20 protein-coding genes are annotated in these 20226 nt (G+C 39.2%); 14 read left to right on the forward strand and 6 right to left on the reverse strand.

Going from position 1 to position 20226, the window contains the following annotated elements:
- Positions 1-145 precede the first annotated feature (145 nt).
- The 8 genes from IGJ99_RS01460 (at position 146) to IGJ99_RS01495 (ending at position 9876) form a co-directional block, all read left to right on the forward strand.
- The gene (locus tag IGJ99_RS01460) at positions 146-1987 is read left to right on the forward strand and encodes a beta-glucoside-specific PTS transporter subunit IIABC (protein ID WP_438770477.1); all 1842 of its coding nucleotides are present in this window, start codon (positions 146-148) and stop codon (positions 1985-1987) included.
- A gap of 31 nt (positions 1988-2018) precedes the next feature.
- Complete coding sequence (locus tag IGJ99_RS01465) at positions 2019-3479, forward strand: glycoside hydrolase family 1 protein (protein WP_034691653.1); 1461 nt, start codon at positions 2019-2021, stop codon at positions 3477-3479.
- Positions 3480-3529: 50 nt separating this feature from the next.
- Positions 3530-4369, forward strand: a complete 840-nt coding sequence (locus tag IGJ99_RS01470; protein ID WP_010736494.1) for a PRD domain-containing protein — start codon at positions 3530-3532, stop codon at positions 4367-4369.
- Between the two features lie 505 nt (positions 4370-4874).
- Complete coding sequence (locus IGJ99_RS01475; protein ID WP_010736493.1) at positions 4875-5813, forward strand: 2-dehydropantoate 2-reductase; 939 nt, start codon at positions 4875-4877, stop codon at positions 5811-5813.
- 13 nt (positions 5814-5826) lie between these two features.
- Positions 5827-6879 (forward strand): PTS sugar transporter subunit IIC, encoded by a 1053-nt coding sequence (locus IGJ99_RS01480; RefSeq protein WP_375152029.1) that lies wholly within the window; start codon positions 5827-5829, stop codon positions 6877-6879.
- Between the two features lie 137 nt (positions 6880-7016).
- The gene (gene truA, locus IGJ99_RS01485) at positions 7017-7754 is read left to right on the forward strand and encodes a tRNA pseudouridine(38-40) synthase TruA (RefSeq protein ID WP_023519006.1); all 738 of its coding nucleotides are present in this window, start codon (positions 7017-7019) and stop codon (positions 7752-7754) included.
- A gap of 98 nt (positions 7755-7852) precedes the next feature.
- On the forward strand, positions 7853-8671 hold the full coding sequence (msrA, locus tag IGJ99_RS01490) for a peptide-methionine (S)-S-oxide reductase MsrA (RefSeq protein ID WP_010736490.1): 819 nt from the start codon (positions 7853-7855) through the stop codon (positions 8669-8671).
- 209 nt (positions 8672-8880) lie between these two features.
- Positions 8881-9876 (forward strand): aldo/keto reductase, encoded by a 996-nt coding sequence (locus IGJ99_RS01495; protein WP_349521024.1) that lies wholly within the window; start codon positions 8881-8883, stop codon positions 9874-9876.
- A gap of 509 nt (positions 9877-10385) precedes the next feature.
- Here the strand turns inward: IGJ99_RS01495 and IGJ99_RS01500 are convergent.
- A complete protein-coding gene (locus IGJ99_RS01500; protein WP_349521026.1) occupies positions 10386-10706 on the reverse strand; it encodes a S26 family signal peptidase in 321 nt (106 codons plus the stop codon).
- A 688-nt stretch (positions 10707-11394) separates the two neighbouring features.
- Here IGJ99_RS01500 and IGJ99_RS01505 point away from each other — a divergent pair.
- From IGJ99_RS01505 to IGJ99_RS01520, 4 genes are all read left to right on the forward strand, one after another.
- Positions 11395-11715: a PTS sugar transporter subunit IIB gene (locus IGJ99_RS01505; RefSeq protein ID WP_010736487.1), complete on the forward strand. Its 321-nt coding sequence runs from the start codon at positions 11395-11397 to the stop codon at positions 11713-11715.
- Positions 11716-11738: 23 nt separating this feature from the next.
- A complete protein-coding gene (locus tag IGJ99_RS01510; RefSeq protein WP_010736486.1) occupies positions 11739-12056 on the forward strand; it encodes a PTS lactose/cellobiose transporter subunit IIA in 318 nt (105 codons plus the stop codon).
- A gap of 35 nt (positions 12057-12091) precedes the next feature.
- Entirely contained in the window at positions 12092-13345 is a 1254-nt protein-coding gene (locus IGJ99_RS01515) for a PTS sugar transporter subunit IIC (RefSeq protein WP_019723248.1), read from the forward strand.
- Positions 13346-13469: 124 nt separating this feature from the next.
- Positions 13470-13871 (forward strand): MmcQ/YjbR family DNA-binding protein, encoded by a 402-nt coding sequence (locus tag IGJ99_RS01520; RefSeq protein WP_224434447.1) that lies wholly within the window; start codon positions 13470-13472, stop codon positions 13869-13871.
- A 127-nt stretch (positions 13872-13998) separates the two neighbouring features.
- Here IGJ99_RS01520 and IGJ99_RS01525 read toward each other — a convergent pair whose 3' ends face one another.
- Positions 13999-14727 (reverse strand): class I SAM-dependent methyltransferase, encoded by a 729-nt coding sequence (locus tag IGJ99_RS01525; RefSeq protein ID WP_349521031.1) that lies wholly within the window; start codon positions 14725-14727, stop codon positions 13999-14001.
- A 202-nt stretch (positions 14728-14929) separates the two neighbouring features.
- On the opposite strand from IGJ99_RS01525, the gene IGJ99_RS01530 reads away from it, so the two are divergent.
- The gene (locus tag IGJ99_RS01530; protein WP_224434918.1) at positions 14930-15388 is read left to right on the forward strand and encodes a GNAT family N-acetyltransferase; all 459 of its coding nucleotides are present in this window, start codon (positions 14930-14932) and stop codon (positions 15386-15388) included.
- A 21-nt stretch (positions 15389-15409) separates the two neighbouring features.
- Here IGJ99_RS01530 and IGJ99_RS01535 read toward each other — a convergent pair whose 3' ends face one another.
- Complete coding sequence (locus IGJ99_RS01535) at positions 15410-15736, reverse strand: YrhK family protein (protein ID WP_010736481.1); 327 nt, start codon at positions 15734-15736, stop codon at positions 15410-15412.
- A gap of 27 nt (positions 15737-15763) precedes the next feature.
- Positions 15764-16897 carry an alcohol dehydrogenase catalytic domain-containing protein gene (locus IGJ99_RS01540; RefSeq protein WP_010736480.1) on the reverse strand — a complete coding sequence of 378 codons (1134 nt, stop codon included), beginning with the start codon at positions 16895-16897 and terminating at the stop codon, positions 15764-15766.
- Between the two features lie 248 nt (positions 16898-17145).
- On the opposite strand from IGJ99_RS01540, the gene IGJ99_RS01545 reads away from it, so the two are divergent.
- Positions 17146-17988 (forward strand): hypothetical protein, encoded by an 843-nt coding sequence (locus tag IGJ99_RS01545; protein ID WP_349521034.1) that lies wholly within the window; start codon positions 17146-17148, stop codon positions 17986-17988.
- 94 nt (positions 17989-18082) lie between these two features.
- Here the strand turns inward: IGJ99_RS01545 and IGJ99_RS01550 are convergent, their stop codons facing one another.
- Positions 18083-19777 carry an oleate hydratase gene (locus IGJ99_RS01550; RefSeq protein ID WP_438770479.1) on the reverse strand — a complete coding sequence of 565 codons (1695 nt, stop codon included), beginning with the start codon at positions 19775-19777 and terminating at the stop codon, positions 18083-18085.
- Positions 19778-19823: 46 nt separating this feature from the next.
- Positions 19824-19952, reverse strand: coding sequence for a hypothetical protein (locus tag IGJ99_RS01555; protein WP_010736477.1), 129 nt, complete (start codon positions 19950-19952; stop codon positions 19824-19826).
- Between the last annotated feature and the right edge of the window lie 274 nt (positions 19953-20226).

Raw genomic sequence — 20226 nt, forward strand, 5'->3', positions numbered from 1 at the left:
AAAACAGGCATGTGACTGGTAAAGCAGGCAGGACCTAAAGAAAGACACACAAAGAATCCTTTGTTGTTATTTCTTATGGTCTTGCCTGCTTTTTTCTTTTTTGTCTGCGCAGCGAAAAAGAAAAACGAAAGAAGGAGTGGAAAAAATGGATTATCAAACTTTAGCAAAGCATATTTTACAATTCGTTGGCGGAAAAGAAAATATCATTCATTTGGAACATTGTTCAACTAGACTTCGTTTTACGTTGAAAGATGTCAAACAAACAAATCGTGAAGAGTTAGAACGCTTAGATGGGGTCATTGGTGTTCGGAGCAATGCTCAATTCCAAGTAATCATTGGGAATGAAGTAGTGGAAGTTTATGACGAATTAGCCAAACTGATCGGAGAAATTTCGGCAGATCAGAACATAAACAAAGAAAAGAAACCTATTGGAACAATTTTACTTGATTTTATCATTTCAGTCTTTCAACCGTTGGTCCCTGCGATTGCAGGTGGCGGTGTCTTAAAATCACTTTTACTGCTCTTATCTTTATTGGGTGTGATGGATGCAAACTCATCTACTTACCTGCTATTGAATTTGATCGGAGGAGCGCCTCTTTACTTCTTACCGATTTTAGTTACGATGACGACGGCAAGAAAGCTAAAAGTCAATGAAATCGTAGCTGTTTCAGCAGTGAGTGCTTTGCTTTTACCAGAAATGGCAACCCTTCTAGCAGACGGAACCTCCTTTCTAGGGTTCTCAATTGAAAATATTGCGTATGCTTCTCAAGTCTTCCCAGCAATCTTAACGGTGTTGTTTTACAGTATCGTCGAAAAATATGTCACGAAAATTTCTCCGAAGCCGATTCGTATTTTCTTTGTTCCGATGGTTGCTTTATTAGTGACTGTCCCAGTTGCACTGCTGATTTTAGGACCGTTAGGCTATAACGTTGGTAGCGCATTCTCGTATTTGATCGTCGAGTTATATCAACGATTAGGCTGGTTAGCGACAGGCTTACTTGCCGCAGTTCTACCATTGATGGTCGTTACTGGCATGCACAAAGCGATGATTCCTTATGCTGTTTCTTCAATGGGAGAGTTAGGAAAAGAGATGCTCTATTTACCGGCTTCTTTGGCACATAATATCGCTGAATCTGGTGCATGTTTTGCCGTAAGTTTAAAGACAAAAAATACAAAATTGCGACAAACAGCGATTTCTGCAGGAATCTCAGCTTTATTTGGTATCACTGAACCCGCATTATATGGGGTCACGATCTTACACAAACGGGTATTGAGTATCGTGATGGTTTCTAGTTTCATCGGCGGGATATTTGCCGGGATCATGGCTTTAGAAGCCTTCGCATTGGTTGGACCAGGGATTGCGAGTATCACGATGTTTGCTAGTGCAGATCAACCGATGAACCTTGTCTGGGCATTTGTCTGTACAGCTCTTTCTTTTGTCGTGTCGTTTGTAGGTGGCTTGGTATTTTTTAAAGATCAAGAAGAAGCAACTTCACAAGAAGAGAACGAGAGTCGTAGGGGAGGAACTTGGGGTATCGTGAGCCCAGTCAAAGGTCAAGTGATTCCTCTTGAAACAGTCCCAGATGATGTCTTTTCTAGTGGGATGGTTGGTGAAGGTGTCGGAGTCATTCCAGAAGAAGGTATTGTTTTTTCTCCTGAAGAAGCACAAGTGACCATGCTATTTGAGACAGGTCATGCCATCGGCTTACGAACGGTGAGCGGAGTAGAATTACTGATTCATGTAGGAATCGATACAGTCAAGTTACAAGGTGAAGGCTTCCAGGCTTTTGTTAAAGAAGGTCAGATGGTACAACCAGGCGAGCGTTTGCTTGCGTTTGATATTGAAAAAATCAAACAAGCAGGATTTGATCCAGTCGTTGTGGTGGTCGTGACCAATCAGAAGGAGTATCACATCGATCATCAAGTAGAAAATCAATCAGTGACACCCGAAACTGAGTTATTGATGATTTCTGCTTTAGTAAAATGAAGAAATGAAAGTGAGGAATAGAAAAATGGATATGACACAAACAGGTTTTCCCGAAGGATTTCTATGGGGAGGTGCAATTGCAGCAAACCAAGTAGAAGGAGCATGGGATATTGGTGGAAAAGGGCTATCTGTGGCAGATGTTGCAACTTATAAACCTAATGTAGACAACAAAGATTACGCAGCCCATGTAGGGGTGACAATCGAAAAAGTAGAAGAAGCAATAGCCGACCCTACAGACAAGTGGTTCCCTAAACGACGAGGGGTCGATTTCTATCATCGTTACAAAGAGGATTTAGCTTTATTTGCAGAAATGGGGTTTACTACATTACGTTTGTCGATTGCGTGGTCCCGACTCTTTCCAAACGGGGATGAAAAGACAGCTAATCCTGAAGGTGTCTCATTTTACAAAGAAGTTTTTAAAGAAATGAAGCGCTTAGGAATCGAACCGATTGTGACCTTGTCTCATTATGAGATGCCATTAGCATTAGCGATGAAAGGCAACGGTTGGATTCAACGAAGTGTGGTGGATGACTTTGTTCGATTTGTAGATACTTGTTTTGACGAATTTGGGGAGTACGTTCATTACTGGTTGACGTTCAATGAAGTGGATAGTATTTTTAGACATCCATTTACGACTGCCGGGATTTTGACTGATACGATCGAACCAGACAAAATCGAAGCGGTTATCTATCAAGCGTTACATCATCAATTTGTGGCAGGGGCTTTAGCAACGAAACATTGCCATGAAAAGATCCCTGGTAGCCAAGTTGGTTGTATGTTGACCAAATTGATGACCTATCCGTTGACGAGTCGACCAGAAGATGTGGAACGAACATTGAAAAAGAATATGAACAATCATTTTTATGCGGATGTTCAAGTCAAAGGTACGTATCCGCCACTCGTTTTGAAAGACTTAGCCAACCGTCATATCACGATCGACATGTTACCTGGTGATAAAGAATTATTGAAAGAACATACGGCAGACTTCCTATCGTTTAGTTATTATATGTCTATGTGTGAATCCGCAGATCCAAAGGCAGAGCGGACACCGGGGAATACCGTTTTGGGTGTTAAAAATCCTTATTTAGAAGCGACAGATTGGGGCTGGCAAATTGATCCTTTAGGCTTGAAAATTTCTTTACTAGAATTATATGACCGTTATCAAGTACCCTTGATGATCGTTGAAAATGGCATGGGGGCTTTTGATGAAGTGATTGACGATGAAATCCATGATCCTTATCGAATCGCCTATTTTACTGCACATTTCAAAGCAATGAAAGCAGCCATCGATGAAGGGGTTGATTTGATTGGGTATACAAGTTGGGGACCTATTGATTTAGTCAGTGCCGGAACCTCTCAAATGTCAAAACGTTACGGATTCATTTATGTAGATGCAGATGATGAAGGAAATGGAAGTTATGATCGCTTGCGTAAAGATTCATTTTACTGGTATAAAGAAGTTATTGGAACGAACGGTCGATCCATCGAGTGAAGGAACTGTTCGATGCGCTCAAGGAGTAACCATGAGCGAAGGAGGATATCATGAGGAAAATACTAAAGGTGCTTAACTCCAGTGTGGTATTGATCGACAGCAATCAGCAAAAAATGATTGCTTTAGGAAAAGGGATCGGTTTTGGCAAAAAGCCCGGTGAGATCATCTCGGATGATTCGATTGATGAGATCTATCTGCCCTATGATGAAGGCAAAGCCATGCAATTATTGGATTTGATCAAAGAGGTTCCTTTGACCTATTTTGAATTAACGAAAGCAATGGTCTCCAGTATGGAGAAACGACTAGGGAAACGGTTAAACTCTAGTATTTATTTAACATTACCTGATCATTTACATTTTTCAGTTGAACGTATGGCCAAAGGAATCATCATCACCAATCGGTTATATTGGGAGATCAAGAATTACTATCCGGAAGAATATCAAGCAGCGGAGCAAGCGCTAATGATCTTCAATGAAAAATCCGATGTCGAGTTACCCATTGAAGAAGCGGCAAATATCGCCTTTCATGTCATTAATTCATTGTCTCAAGAAAGTCAGGGAACCGATAGTATGAAGCAAGCGAAAATGATTGGTGGCATCGTCAACTTAGTAAAATATTCGATTCGAATCGACATTGCTCCAGACTCGATCCATTATAGTCGTTTTATTACTCATGTTCGTTTTTTCGTTGAACGGTTGTTTGCGAATAAAATGCTGGATGGACAAGATGATGGGCTATATCAGCAAATGTGTACCTTGTATCCATTGGCGATGGAAAATGCAGACAAAGTAAGGCAGTATATCCAGAAAATGATCCAACAGGAAATCACGAAAGAGGAAGTTACCTATCTAGGTGTGCATATCAATCGATTGATGCGGCACCCTGATTGAAAAAAATAGACAAGATTGCGTAATGAATAGCAGCAAGCCAGTGATCCTTTCTGGTAGCTGCTTTTTTTTAAAACAAATAGGAGGAATAGGATTTTTTAGCGAAATATATGTTTATAAAGTACCAGATAACCTGTTTTTTGGATCGGATCGTGTGGTAGTTCACAATTGTATCTGATTAGTTATATAACGTAGTTGATTTGAAAATTAACAAAAATAATCGAGGTTATATTAAAAAAACGGGTTGTTTTTAGTGTATAATATTCCTTAGTGTCGTACGACAACCCATCTACTAGGGCTTAAAATGGATAGATAACGCTTACGTTTGTGAGTAATCAATCAGGCTATTTGAAATAAATCAAAGGAAATGGGAAAATGAGTCAAGTAAAATAGTTTTTCAAGCGAATGATCAGTCATAACTAGTGGACATTGTGAATGATTGAATGATCGTGAGAGGAATTATTTGCTTATTCGTCGTATAACCAAATTAAAGGGGGAGAACTAAGAAATGAAGATAGCAATTGCTGGTGCAGGTGCAATGGGGAGTCGGTTTGGACTCATGTTGCAAAAAGGTGGAAATGACGTGACATTGATCGATGGTTGGAAAGACCATGTAGAAGCGATCAAAGAAAACGGATTGAAAGCTAACTTTAACGGTGAGGACATCGTTGTCGATATCCCAGTCGTTCTTCAATCAGAGATCAATGACGTAGAAAAAGTTGATTTGATCGTCTTATTCACGAAAGCAATGCAACTAGAAAAAATGTTGGAAGATATCCGTCCAATGATCAAAGATGAGACAAAAGTTCTTTGTTTATTGAATGGAATCGGCCATGAAGATATTATTGAAAAATTTGTACCAATGAAAAATATTTTTATTGGTAATACAATGTGGACGGCAGGCTTAGAAGGTCCTGGACGTGTGAAATTATTCGGTAGTGGTTCAGTAGAACTACAAAACTTAGGAGACGGTCAAGAAGAAGCTGCGAAAGAATTGGCAGAAACTTTAGCTGACTCTGGTTTGAATGCGAAGTATTCAAGTAATATCCATTACTCGATCTATCGTAAAGCTTGTGTTAATGGCACGATGAACGGCTTATGTACGATTTTAGACGTGAATATGGCAGGACTTGGTCGTACTTCTACAGCTCATGATATGGTTGTTGCTATCGTAAATGAATTTGGTCAAGTAGCAAAAGCCGAAAATATTGATTTAGATGTGGAAGAAGCAGTCGCCCACTGTGAAACTTGCTTTGATCCTGAAACGATCGGTATGCACTTCCCATCAATGCATCAAGATTTGATCAAAAACAACCGTTTGACAGAAATCGACTATATCAACGGTGCGATTTCACGTAAAGGAAAGAAATACGGGATCGCTACGCCTTACTGTGACTTTTTGACAGCGCTCGTGCATGCAAAAGAACAGATTTTAGAGGCGAAATAGGAGGAACAAATAAATGGATACGACGAATAAATTAACGCCAAGAATTTTTTTGAACAAAGTATTAGCTGGAACAGCAACAGGGATCATCGTAGGACTGATTCCAAATGCTGTTTTAGGAGCTATTTTAAAGTATTTCAGTGAATATCCTGTTGCTGTGACGATCGCACAACTAGCTGTGATCTTCCAATTAGCGACACCGTTGATCATTGGTGGTTTGATCGGGTTACAATTTGGGTTTAATCCGATGCAAATGATGGTAGTAGCTGGGGCTGCATTTGTCGGCTCTGGTGTTGTCCGCTTTATGCCAGACCTTGGTGAAGCAGGAGTATATGTAGGGGCAGGTACAGGAGATATCATCAATACGATGATCACTGCAGCGATTGCTGTTGGTCTGATCCTATTGATCGGTGACCGCTTTGGCTCAGTCGCAATCGTATTGACACCAATCGTAGTCGGTGTGGGCGCAGGTCTTGTTGGGTTTTATTTATTCCCTTATGTGACAGCGATCACCTCTGCAATTGGTGAAGGTATCAATAACTTTACGACATTGCAACCTATTTTGATGTCTATTTTGATCGGTTGTTCATTTGCCTTTTTGATCATTTCACCGATTTCAACAGTTGCGATTGGTTTAGCGATCCAATTGGATGGAGTTTCTGCAGGAGCTGCTGCTATGGGTGTTGCAGCCACAACATTTGTGTTGATCGTCAATTCTTGGCGTGTCAATAAATCAGGTGTCACGATCGCGATTGCGTTAGGTGCGATGAAGATGATGATGCCGAACTTATTCCGTAAACCGATCATCTTGCTTCCATGTTTAGTAAGTGCGGTTATCACAGCGATACCTGTCGCACTTTTCTCTGTATCAGGAACACCAGCTTCTGCGGGCTTTGGGATCGTAGGTTTAGTTGGCCCTCTTGCTTCATTAGATGCTGGACTAAATATCGTGATGGTGTTGATTTGTTGGTTCGTCGTACCAGTCGCGGCTGCTTTATTTACGCAATTGGTATTTGAAAAAGTCTTGAAACTTTACGACCGGGAAGAAGTCTTCAAATTCTTAGGTTGATCAAAATTATAAAAGAAAAAAACGCAAAACAGAGAAATCTCTGGATTGCGTTTTTTTTTGAGAAGAAGATGGTGTTATCTGCTATACTGACACTAAATGAAAACAATGGATCATTTGATCCAATAGAAGGAGAATACATGAGAAATATAAAATTAACGATCGAATATGATGGAAAAAGATATTCTGGTTGGCAGCGACTTGGTAATGATGAAAAAACGATCCAAGGAAAAATCGAAGCGATCATTTCGCAAATGACCGGGGAAACGATTGAGATTATCGGTTCTGGCCGAACAGACGCTGGAACACACGCCAGAGGTCAAGTAGCTAATTTCAAAACAGCTAGTACAATGAGTCGAATGGAGATGCTGGATTTTCTTAATCGTTATTTGCCAAGAGATATTGTGGTAAAAAAAGTGGAAGAAGTACCTGAACGTTTTCATGCTAGATATAATGCAAAAGGGAAAAAATATAGTTACTACGTTTGGAATGCTCCAATTCCAACAGTGTTTGAAAGAAACCATAGTTTTGATTATCCGAAGGCACTTGATTTGGAGAAAATGGAAGAAGCTTGTCGGAAACTAGAAGGAAAACATGATTTTATTGGATTTTCAGCATTGAAAAAAACAAAAAAATCAACAGTACGTACAATTGAAAAATTATCGGTCCAACAAGAAGGTAATATGCTTCATTTTACATTTGTAGGGGATGGTTTTTTGTATAAAATGGTACGGATCTTAATGGGAACGATTTTAGATATTGGTTCAGGTAAAGCTGATTTATCTTTGATCGATACGATTTTTGAAACGAAAGTCAGACAGCAAGCAGGCGAGACAGTTCCCGCACATGCGCTTTTTCTAGATGAAGTGTATTATTAAGGGATGTTAAATGATTCAAAGAAAATAGGGGAAAAGCAATCTCAGCTTTTTCCTGTTTCCTTGGATCGGCAGTGGACACTTTGGGAGGGGGAGACCCGATGAAGAAAGAGGAAGAAATCACCACTCTCTACAATTTGATTTTAAACCCAAACACGCGAGACTGGGAGCGACAACAACTAATGACAGCGAAAGAAGAGTTAGCAACTTCTGTTTCTCTAAAAGAGGTACTTGAAAAGTTGGAAGTTTCTTTGCGACCATTGGCTTTACGACAAAATCTAACTCCAGATGTCATGGATTTCTATTTGCAAATGGTCGGCGATCCGTTAGGGGAAGCGCGGTATGATTTTTCTAAACACGAACTGACAGATCCGACAGTTCAAGAACGAGCAGTGTTTGCTGGCGGTTGTTTTTGGTGTATGGTAGAGCCTTTTGAGAAAAAAGCAGGAATTATTTCTGTGATGTCTGGATACACAGGCGGGCAGTTTGATTCCCCTAATTATGACCAAGTCAGTGGCGGCTATACCGGTCATGTGGAAGCAGTGGAGATCATATTTGATAAGCGATTGATCAGTTATCAAGAGCTAGTCGAGATTTACTGGCAAGTAACGGACCCGACGGATGAATTTGGACAATTCCAAGACCGCGGAGAACAATATCGTCCAATCATTTTTGTTCAAAATGAAGAGCAACAAAAAACTGCTGAAGCGTCGAAACAAGCATTAAGCGCATCAGGTCGCTACAGAAAACCGATAGTTACGGCTATTTTACCAGCGACAGCTTTTTGGCCGGCAGAAAATTACCATCAGCAATTTTATCGGAAGCAACCAAAACGTTACAAAAAAATAAAACAAACTCGTCGTCAATTAGCATTTTTGCAAAAAATGACTACCAATTGGGGAAAAAAAGCGAAGAACTAAAACAAGCAACATAATTTTGGTAGCGTTTTCTATTGAAGAGATATAAATTTGAAAGTAATCTATGGGGACTTGAAATAGAGATGGCTAAAAAATCTTGGTCAGTAGTCATCTGCTATCCTTGAAAATGAAAAACGGCATTCCAGAAGTAACTCTTTATTTTTTGGGAGTGGAAGACTTCTGTGATAATCATAAAATAAGGAGTGAATGAAATGTATGTAGCTGATAAAACGCGTTATGAAAACATGGAGTATCGTAAAAGCGGTCAATCTGGATTAAAACTGCCTTTACTTTCCTTAGGGTTATGGCAAAATTTTGGGGAATATGATCCCATCAGTAATCAGCGGGAAATTTTAAAGGGGGCTTTTGATTTAGGCATCACCCATTTTGATCTAGCCAATAATTATGGTGGACCTGCTGGAGCAGCTGAAACAAACTTTGGACGACTTTTTAAAGAGGATCTCAAACCCTATCGAGATGAACTGATTATCTCTAGTAAAGCAGGCTATTATATGTGGGATGGGCCTTACGGCAATTGGGGGTCTCGTAAGTCGATCATTGCCAGTTGTGACCAGAGTTTGCAACGTATGGGTTTGGACTATGTGGATATTTTCTATCATCATCGTCCAGATCCTGAAACGCCTTTGGAAGAAACCGCAGAGGCATTGATGCAATTAGTTCGACAAGGAAAGGCCCTTTATATCGGTATCTCTAACTACAATGGGGCGGACACGCAGAAAATGGCGGAAATTTTACGCAAAAAAGATGCGCCCTTCGTGATCCATCAAATGCGTTACAATCTGTTCTCAAGAGAATTGCTTGAGACGGACTTAGCACCTGTCCTTGTTGAAAATGGACTAGGTGCAATCACGTTTAGTCCATTAGCACAAGGCTTGTTAACGAATCGCTACTTACATGGTATTCCTGAAGAATCACGTGCGCATCGAAAAGAAATCCCTTTTCTTTCAGAAGAACAGATTGCACCGACACTACGTAAAATTACACAGTTACAGGAAGTGGCGGAAGCGAGAGGACAAACATTGGCTCAGATGGCATTGGCGTGGAATGTGCGACAACCATCAGTGACAAGTGTTTTAGTCGGTGCTAGCCGTTTGAGTCAGTTGCAGGAAAGTGTCAAAATGAAAGATAATCTCGTCTTTGCACCAGAAGAACTAGCAACGATCGAAACGATTTTGGCAGAAAATTAACGTGTGAGAAAATCACGTTGAAGTGGATACAACAAAAGCAAGCGTGTCTGGGGGATTAGTCCTCATGCATATTCTAAAACCGAATAAACGGCAGGGACAGAAGTAACCTCTTCGGAAATAAGGCGCCAGCCACGAAAATTTGTAGAACAATTTTAGTGGCTGGCGCCTTATTTATCGAGGCTGAATACTTCTGTTCCGACCTCCTCTTGCTTATGCTATCATATCTTGTGTTTGAGAGGTGATGTAGAGACAGACGGCGTAGCTTGTTTTTCTTCATTTTTACTTGGTACAATAGCTTACCTTCTTGTTCTTCTAAAGTGAAGGTTTTATCGTCTTGCTTTTTTGTTCCTTTTCTATTTGTTTCAAATTCGTTTCCGACGCAGCAGAAAGAGCCTTAACATACAAAATACGTCTATCCTCTCCGGTTTGTATTAAAGATTCGGGGGACGAGTAGCTATCGGTTCCTGTTTTGTTTTCTGACACTATCGCTGTTTCTAGCGTTAGCTCACTTATTTTTTTTGTGAATGGTTCATTTGCGCAACTACTTCTGGACTCAGCCAAAAAATCTCTGTAGGAGAATGTGGCTCGTTTCCCAAATGCAAGGTCAGTTCATTGTTATGTACTTTTATAGAATCTCCTGGGATTCCGATGATTCTTTTAATGATTTCATCCGTAGAGGATCGCTGAATAGCGATGATGATATAACGTGTGAGTGCCGAAAACTTGTCTACGATCACAATATTGCCGTTGGCTAAATTGATGTTCCAGTAACTTGACGAAAGTGATAGCGATGAAGTGAATAAGTAAAAACGACACATAAAAGCAGCCATATTAAGATATATGGCCCTTTCTTTTTTTGAAGTTGACCATTTCCCAGGTATACAAGAAAACAATCCCCTTTTTTTACTTGAATGGTCCTGTTAGTTATTCCAAACGATTTTTTTGTTCTTTGACCTGTTCAACAAACTCGAGAATGGTCTGATGGGCATTTATTCGCGCATTTTCTAGTTCAAATAGTATGTAGACGCAAAAGGTCAATGCAATAGTTAGCAAACTGTTGATGATCAAAAGTTAAAAAAATGGTTTTTTCAATAATTTCAGTTTATAAATACTGATTTTTTAGATAAAATCGTATGGGCTTACAAACGACAAAAATTTGAAGTCTTGGCAAAAAAACGTGTTACTTCTATAGAAGTGTTACAAGAATTGAAATTTATGAGAAGAATCGATGCGATTGAATCAAAAAATCAATCAACGAAGTAACTACTTGTTGATTAATTCTAGCAAGCAATCATTGAAATCTACCAAGTGAGGAGCAGACTTACTTTTTACTTGGTAGTTTCTGGTGTTCCATTCTTTTTTTGCACACTAAAAATAGTGTGCGATAGAAAAATTAGAGTGTGTTTGATAAAAAACAACATGAAAACCCTTTTATATCAAAGTGGTAAAGCGATTTCAAAGTTGGCACGATACTTGCATTATATAAAAATGTAAGAAGAAGAAAAGGAAGTGTTCAAAATGGAGAAAAGAACAATCATGCTTGTCTGCTCTGCAGGAATGAGTACAAGTTTATTAGTGACAAAAATGCAAAAAGCAGCAGAAGAAAAAGGTGTAGAAGCGGACATCTTTGCAGTTTCAGCATCAGAAGCTGATAGCCAACTAGAATCAAAAAATGTAGACGTTTTATTATTAGGGCCACAAGTACGTTTCATGCAAAGTCAATTTGCTGAAAAACTAGCACCAAAAGGGATTCCGTTAGATGTTATCAACATGCAAGACTATGGCATGATGAACGGGGCAAAAGTATTGGAACAAGCAGAATCATTGATCAATAAATAAAAACAAGAAAAAGAGGAAAGAAAATGGAAGATCAAAAAAATTTAGAAGCGATCATGGGTTTGATCATGTTCGGTGGCAACGCAAAAAGCGATGCAATGGAAGCGATTGCTGCTGCGAAAAAAGGTGACTTTGAATTAGCAGATGCAAAAATCAAAGACGCAGAAGAATCATTGGTTCAAGCGCATCATTCGCAAACAGGGTTATTAACACAAGAAGCACAAGGGGAACACATGGAAGTTACTTTGTTAACCGTTCATAGTCAAGATCATTTGATGACATCGATCGCGTTTACAGATTTAGCAAAAGAAATCATTGATCTATACCGTCGTATAGATGCTTAAATAAAAGTTTTTTAAAGGAGAAAAGAGGAAAAGATATGGATAGCTTTGTAGCATTTATGGAGAAACACTTTATACCAGTCGCATCAAAAATCGGTGCACAACGCCATTTAGTGGCCATTCGTGACGCTTTTATGGTCAGTATGCCATTAATGATCTTAGGCGCTTTAGCTGTAATGATCAATAACTTGCCGATCCCTGGATTCCAAGAATTGATGAATTCGATTTTTGGTGGTGAAGCATGGAAAGGATTCGGTGCGGCTGCTTGGAACGGAACGTTTGCGATTCTTTCTGTTTTGATTGCGTTCTTATTAGCTTATCATTTAGCAAACGGTTACCGTAAAGATGGCGTATCTGCTGGAGTGATTTCATTAGGTTCATTCTTCGCACTAGGCGGCGCTTTAGGTATGAGTTCAAACGGATTATTTATTGCAATTATTGTCGGAATTATTTCAACAGAGATTTTTGTTCGTTTAAGTGGAAATGAAAAATTGATCATAAAAATGCCAGACGGAGTGCCACCAGCAGTAGCAAAAGCATTTGCGTCATTATTACCAGCAATGATCACGATCTCATTTTTCGCACTAATCGCTGCGATTTTTGCAGCATTCGGTGTTGCTGATATTGTTGGCGCATTCTACACGGTGGTTCAAGAACCATTTATGGGGCTTGCTAACTCTTACCCATCTGCATTATTGCTTGCATTTATTACACCGTTCCTTTGGTTCTTCGGATTACATGGAGCAAACATGGTCGATCCATTGATGCAAACCATCAATGCGCCAGCGATCCAAGCAAACGTCGAAGCGATTGCCAACGGTCAAAGTGCACCATTTATCGTCAATAAACCTTTTTTTGACAGCTTTGTCAATTTAGGTGGTACAGGTGCGACACTAGGATTACTGATTGCGATCTATTTAGTAGGACGTAGAAACAAACCTTATATGGTCGTAACGAACTTATCGATTGCACCAGGAGTATTCAATATCAACGAACCAACAATGTTTGGTCTACCAATCGTTTTGAATCCAGTGATGTTTATTCCATTTATTTTAACACCAATGGTTTTAGTAACTGTTGCGTACTTTGCGACATCAACAGGACTTGTACCAGCAGCGACAGTAATGCCACCATGGGTAACACCACCAGTGATCGGCGGATTTTTAGCAACAAACAGTCTTTCAGGCGCAGTGTTATCTGCGGTTAACTTACTGATTTCAATTCTGATCTATCTACCATTCGTTAAAGTAGCAACGATCCAAGAAATGAAAAAAGACGCATTGAACGCGTAAGAAATAATAAACGGAGAGCAAGTGATTGCTTTCCGTTTTTTTTTTTACTACTGTTATCATTGCTATTTTTCAGAAAGCAACGTATAGTTTTTGTAAGTATTTTTTTTGAATAGGAGGATAGCGTATGAATACAACAGATATTCAAAAAAGGATCGAACGATTCCAAGCATATGGGAACACCCTTCCAGGAGCTAGGGTATATTTTCGTGAAGATTGGGAAACGCTTTATTTTGATTTGGATGGTAAACAGTTTGGGATGATGAGTCCAGAAGAGAATGAAAAAGCATTGATTACGTTAAAACATTTTCCAGAAAAAAACGAGGAATTACGAACGATGTACCCTGGGATCATTATACCTGGTTACTATGCCAATAAGAAACATTGGAATTCGATCATGTTAGGCAAAGATGAATTGTCAGACGAGGAAATCGAGAAAATGATTTTGATTTCTTATAAATTGGTACTAGCTAAATTCGCTAAAAAGAAACAAGAAGAAATCAAAAACTCAGTGATAGAAAGTGATTGAAAGCTTGAAGGGGCATCAATCATTTTCTAGTCGATGAAAAAGGTCTGGAAATAGGGACACCCTATTTCCAGACGCTTAATAAAATTTGTGCAGATGGACTAAGAATGTTTGGATCGATGATTCGCCTCTACCTCTTTGTCACAGAAATAATCAACATCATCGGACGTCTTAATTCGTCTTTCATACCAGGCATATCTAACATATGTGACGGTGGCATTGGTTCAAGCACATGGTTGATTTGAAAGTCATTAGACAATAATGTCTCAAGATAAGTTGTAATCGTTCGATGATATTTTTTTACAGAAGATCCTAGGAAGTTTGTGTCACGCTCCCCTTCGTCAAAATAATGATTAACTGGAAAGTGCATGATCTGACCGTTGTCTGTATAAATCCAGTCTTGCCGACCATCTGCTGTGAAAATAGGATGTTCAACTGAAAAAAGAAATTGCCCATTCGGTTTTAGGAAGTGATGGACATGCTGGACGAGTTGTTCCCAATTTTCTACATAATGGATAGCTAAAGAACTGAACACGAAATCAAATGAGTCTTTGGCAAACCGGATCGTTGAAATATCGTCTTGCATATAACTGATCGTGGTATCGTTTGTTCGAGCTCTAGCTTCTGCTAGCATCTTCTCAGACAAGTCGACACCAATGATTTTTTTTGCCCCTTGCGAAGCAGCGTAACGACAGTGCCACCCATAGCCACATCCAAGATCAAGGACTGTTTGACCATGGAGATTGGGGAAGATAGATGCAAGCGTTGGCCATTCTCCAGCACCTTGTAAGCCATTTTTGCTACGAGGCATTTCTTTGTATCGGTCAAAAAATTGTTGATCATCGTAAATATTTGTCATGTTTGATTCCTCCATGTAATTTTTTTATTTGCTTAAACTACATGGAGTCCGTCTCTTTTGTGTGCAATCATCTCACTTACTCCTTTGACATCTATTCTAGCTTAGGTCGGAAGAAGAAGCAAAAATTCAAACATAGATAAACATGCTTAGGCATCTATTTTACACGACGCATGAATAATGAATGGAGATTTAAAAGTTGAATATGTATCAATGGATCAAATTAAATGAACACCCAGAATTACTGGAAGAAACCGCAAGTTGGTTTTCCTCAAAGTGGGGCATCCCTGCTGAGGTTTATGCGGAAAGTATACGTACTGGAATCATCGAGAAGGAAAGTATTCCTCAATGGTATGTCATTCTCGATGAAAAAGGTGCAATCGTTGGAGGAGCAGGTGTCATCGAAAATGACTTCCACGACCGCCCAGATTTAGCACCTAATCTGTGTACTTTATATGTTGAACCGGAGCATCGGAATCAGGGATTAGCAAAATGGATATTAGAACAAACCAGAGAAGAGATGCATCGATTAGGATTCAAAAAACTTTATTTGATGACAGACCACACCTCTTTTTATGAACGATATGATTGGTCATTTTTAACTATGGTCAAGGAAGAAGGTGGAACAACTGCCCGGTTGTATCAAATCACTACAACAACATAAAGAGAAGCATGAGATGTTGAATCAAATCTCATGCTTCTCTTTTTTCGCTTGTTCTCTTCGTTGTTTCTTTTCATCGTAAATAAAGACATTTCGCACGATACGTAAGATGGGGCGAGTGGTCAAGAAGATGGCGCCTGCTAAATACAAGTAATTACTGTAATAATCAGGGATTTTCGTGAGTAAAGCAATACTCCCTAAGACATAAAAAATCCCTGTGAGTAAATCAACCGCTAAAGAAATCAATGTGTAACGATTTTGGAAATACAAGCGAAAACGCCGTCCGCGGATCTCAATATCTTCTTCTTTGCCAATCTCGACATCATGGGTATTTCGTTTGATTCTTGGCATATAAAATCACCTAACTAGTTTTTATTTCTACGGTTTCAAGACAACTTTGATATTTTTATCTTCTTTTTTATCAAAAATCTCGTATGCTCGAGCCGCTTCTTCTAACGGCATCGAATGAGTGATGATTTGAGTTGGATCAAACAGTCCTTCTGCAATCATGTCATAAATTTTTGGCATCAAATGGACAACTGGTGCTTGCCCATGTTTGACGTCAATATTGCGCATAAAGAATTCTTGAAGTGGATAGGAAGAAGCAGGTGTCATATAAACACCAGTGATTTGCACTGTACCAAATTTTTTGACCGCTTTAGCAGCCATTTGGATAGGTGAGATCGTTCCACTTTGTAAGCTAACTAAATTTTTAGCTTTTTCTTTTGTTGGCTCTAAACCATCCATTCCGACACAATCAATGATGACATCTGCACCGCCACGAGCTAACTCATATAAATCATCTCCGGCTTGGTTCACATCGTCTAATAGATAGGTTTCGATTTGATTATAGCGGACTGCTTTGTCTAATCGGTGTTTGACTGGATCGACCGCAATGACACGTTTTGCTCCTGCCATCACAGCAAATTTTTGTGCAAATAAACCAACAGGACCTGAACCTAAGACGACGACTGTATCATCTTTTTTAACCCCTGCATTTGCAACGCTCCAATAAGCGGTTGGTAAAATATCAGATAAAAATAAAACTTTTTCATCAGGTAAATCATTATCTGGAACGATAAATGACGTAGAGTCGGCGAAAGGTACCCGAAGATACTCTGCTTGCCCACCCCAGTGATTTCCGTTCAATTTACCAAAACCGAATAATCCGCCGTATAATTCTTCCTGATTGGAATTATCACACTGACTTTCCATATGGTTTGCACAAAAATGGCAATGGCCACAACTAATATTAAAAGGAATAACGACACGTTGTCCTTTTTTTAACTTTTTCACTTCAGAACCAACTTCTTCAACAATCCCCATAGGTTCATGTCCAACGACATAGCCTTTTTCCATAACGGATTCCCCATGGTGATAAAGATGGAGATCAGATCCACAAATCGCTGTCGCAGTGATACGGATGATTGCATCGGTTGGTGCTAAAATTTTTGGATCATCAACATTTCTAATTTCCATTTTTTGCTTTCCTTGCCAAGTGACTGCTTTCATCGTAGTGCTCCTCTCCTGTTTTCGTTAATAAAACTAACGATAGTTATTTATAAACTCATTCTAAGGGAATGTTACTTTTTTTCACAATGAAACGCGCTTTTAGTTTTAGTTTAAAACAGTAAAATAACTTTTGACGAAAAAAGGAAGTTGTAGTTTTATTGACTGAAAGTTATAATTATAGTAGTTGATTTTCAACAAAATAAAACGTAAAAGAACAATTTTTTGTGCTGACCTAGGAAAGGAGAGAAATGAGAAATAGTCGATTAATCAAAATAATTATAGGAGTTGTGTGTACAGTCTGGCTCTTTTTTTTGTCGATTGGCGGACTTTTTTATACGACTTTAGCAAATGAAGGATTTATGAATGAACAAATCAAACAAGCAAACTACATACAAAAGGTAACGAAAGAGATCAATGGTCGTGTCCAGAGCTATCACCAAGAAGCAAGAGTCACTCCAGAAGTGCTTGCCGACAGTATATCTGAGGAATTAGTCAAAAAGAATATCGAGCATTTTGTCAAAGAAACTTATCGTGACAAGCAACCAAGCTTGATCCAAGCAACGGAGTTGGAAGAACATATCAAAGAGACGATCCATACATATAAAACAGAACATGAGATCAATATTGAAGAAGGGATTGCGGGAGAAGAACTCGCTTTACATATGATCGGCGGGATCTTTGAACGAAGTGTCCAACCAAGTTATCTGCATCTTTTTATTCGAGGAATCAATGACCTGAGCCACCAGGTACTTCACTATGCTTGGGGCATTGTGAGTGTGAGCCTATTGATCTTAGCAGGATTCATTTATTTCAATCCAGGCTCTATCCGTTCACGTATCAAAAAATTTGCGTGTAGTCTGATGGGCGCTGGACTGATAAGTCTAGCATTTGCCACAACTTTATACTATGCGCAGATTTTGCAGACGGATGAGCAAATGGAGTCACTTCAAGGCTTGATGCGAATATATCTCACTAACTTTACCCTGATTGTTTTATTGATCGGAGGAAGTGAGATTGTTGTGGGCGGCTTCGCATGGCTCCTTGCAAAAAGAGAAAACAAAAAAAGAACTGTCGGACAAAATCAAAAATAGCGAAAAAACAAAAGTCTTCCGCCTATTTCCATAGGTGGAGGACTTTTGTTTTAGGACTGAAGTAGCACAGGAAAGTGAATTCCTTTAGTGAACCTCAATCAAACATTTTTTTCGCTGCACGCATCAACGTAGGGATATCTTTGTCATAACGTGGTGTTTTCACCAAACGTGACATTGGAATACCTGCAAAATGGAATGCCGCAATTTCTCCTGAACGAACAGCACTTTGTTCGGTAAAGATCATTTGATAAGGCTGTTCAACGAACTCACCAGTAAAGGCAAGGTTTGTTGAATGTTTAGGAATGACTTTTGGTCGATCACTTTTCGCACGATTGTTAAATAAGGCAGAAGCATATGGCATGTAAACCGGAATATTATTGATGACACTATCGTAGATTTCGGTTTCTTTTTCGCGAATGTTTACTGGACCAGGATCAACTTTTGAAAGCTGACCAAGTAATTCTTCTAACATTTCTTTTCCGTTCATTTTAATATACTCTTTGTCGACAAATTCACCACGACGTCTTGGATACAAGAAGTAGCCCCAAATCACTGTTTCATTCGGTTTTTGTGAAGTGAAATGCGGTTGGTGATGCACGACGATAGACATATTGACATCTTTTTGACCAAGTGGGGTAATCGGTGTTGTTGAAATAAATGAATTCAACGCATTACCTGGTTCTTGTGTCGTGATACGTGTGATCTCATTTAGCAACACATGATTTTTCGTTGTCAACGTAAAGCTGACCCATTCACTTGCGTCACGATCTGCGAAAAATTTATCTGGATTGCCTAAATTGTAGAATTTTTCACTGGCTTTTTTCCACAAACTAGAAGCAGCACCGTAATCCATATTTTCCTCTGCGGGTGTTTCGTAGTCGCCAAGTGTTGCCGAATCAGTGATCGAACCATTTGTAAATAATACGCCAGTATCTCCATCAACAACGACATGTTCTTCTTCTTGTGTTTTTGTATTGATCATCTTCAAGCCAGTCACAGTGATTTCATCTTGCATCGCTGTTTCTTTGAATTCCCAGTCAACGACACGACGATTCAAAATGATTTTACAACCTTGTTCTTTCAAATAATTGATCAGTGGCAACATAATACTTTCGTATTGATTATAGCGTGTTCGATTGACCCCAACTAAATGCTCGATTTGAGTAAACTCATAAATCATTTGGTGCATATAGCGACGTAATTCTTGTGCAGAACTACGTGTTCGAAAAGCAAAAGTCGTTTCCCACATAAACCAGAAGTTTGTTTTAAAGAAATGGGGATCATCTTTGAAATACTCAGCAATCGTCACATTATCTAATTTTTCTTCTTCTGAATCAGGCATGGCGATTAGTTTCGTTAATAATACGCGATCTTTATTATTGAAGCCTAATTTACCGCCATCAACGATTCCCTTGCCACCTTCCAATAAGCGAGCTTTATCAAATGTCGGATGTTTGGCATCGAAATCTCGTGTATCTTCTTCGGCTGTCATGCCCGGTTCTGTGGCAGAAGGGATACGACTGAGTAGATCCATCAAATCGACATACGTACGGTAATTCAGCATACGTCCACCACGTGCAACGTAGCCTTTTTGATTTTCTAATGGGTGATTTTTGTTCCAATATTCATCAGTCACTGTGTCCACAGGAGCGCCATCATTTGATCCATGGTCATCTAAGGAGTAGAAAGTGATTTGATCTCCACGCCATTTGCCTTCTTGGATCAAATAAACAGCAGCTGCCATATTCGCGATTCCTGCACCAATCATAATTGCTTTCTTTTTTTGCATCATGCGTTCCTCCAATATTTACCAATTCATTTTCACAGCGATTTTTCTAGATGGATTCAAATTCATCATAAAGGTGACGATCATCTTCTAGTAAGCCTGTTTTTTTGCCAAGATAAACAGCACCTATAGCGACTAGTCCTAAGCCAATGCCTACTTTCAACCATTTCTTGCTCATAAAAAAACCTCCTTTTGGTTTGTGAACTGTTTCTACTTCAAAGCATAAAGCGTTTAGAAAAATAAGCCAAATGATAGGGTAAGGAAGCAACCTGGATTTTTGACAGTTTAGAGGAAGTGTCTGTTTTTCACAATAAAGTGTAAGAAAATGTTAAATGAATCAAAGAAGAATTAGTGACGATCACTGAGGCAAAAAAAGGGGAAAGAGATAATGGCTGAAAAAAATAGAACCAACATTTGCTGATTTCTTGAAAAAACTTCGTAGTTTCTGGTTT

Origin of the sequence: Enterococcus sp. AZ095b, assembly GCF_051714725.1 — a bacterium.
Taxonomy (GTDB): domain Bacteria; phylum Bacillota; class Bacilli; order Lactobacillales; family Enterococcaceae; genus Enterococcus_B; species Enterococcus_B pernyi.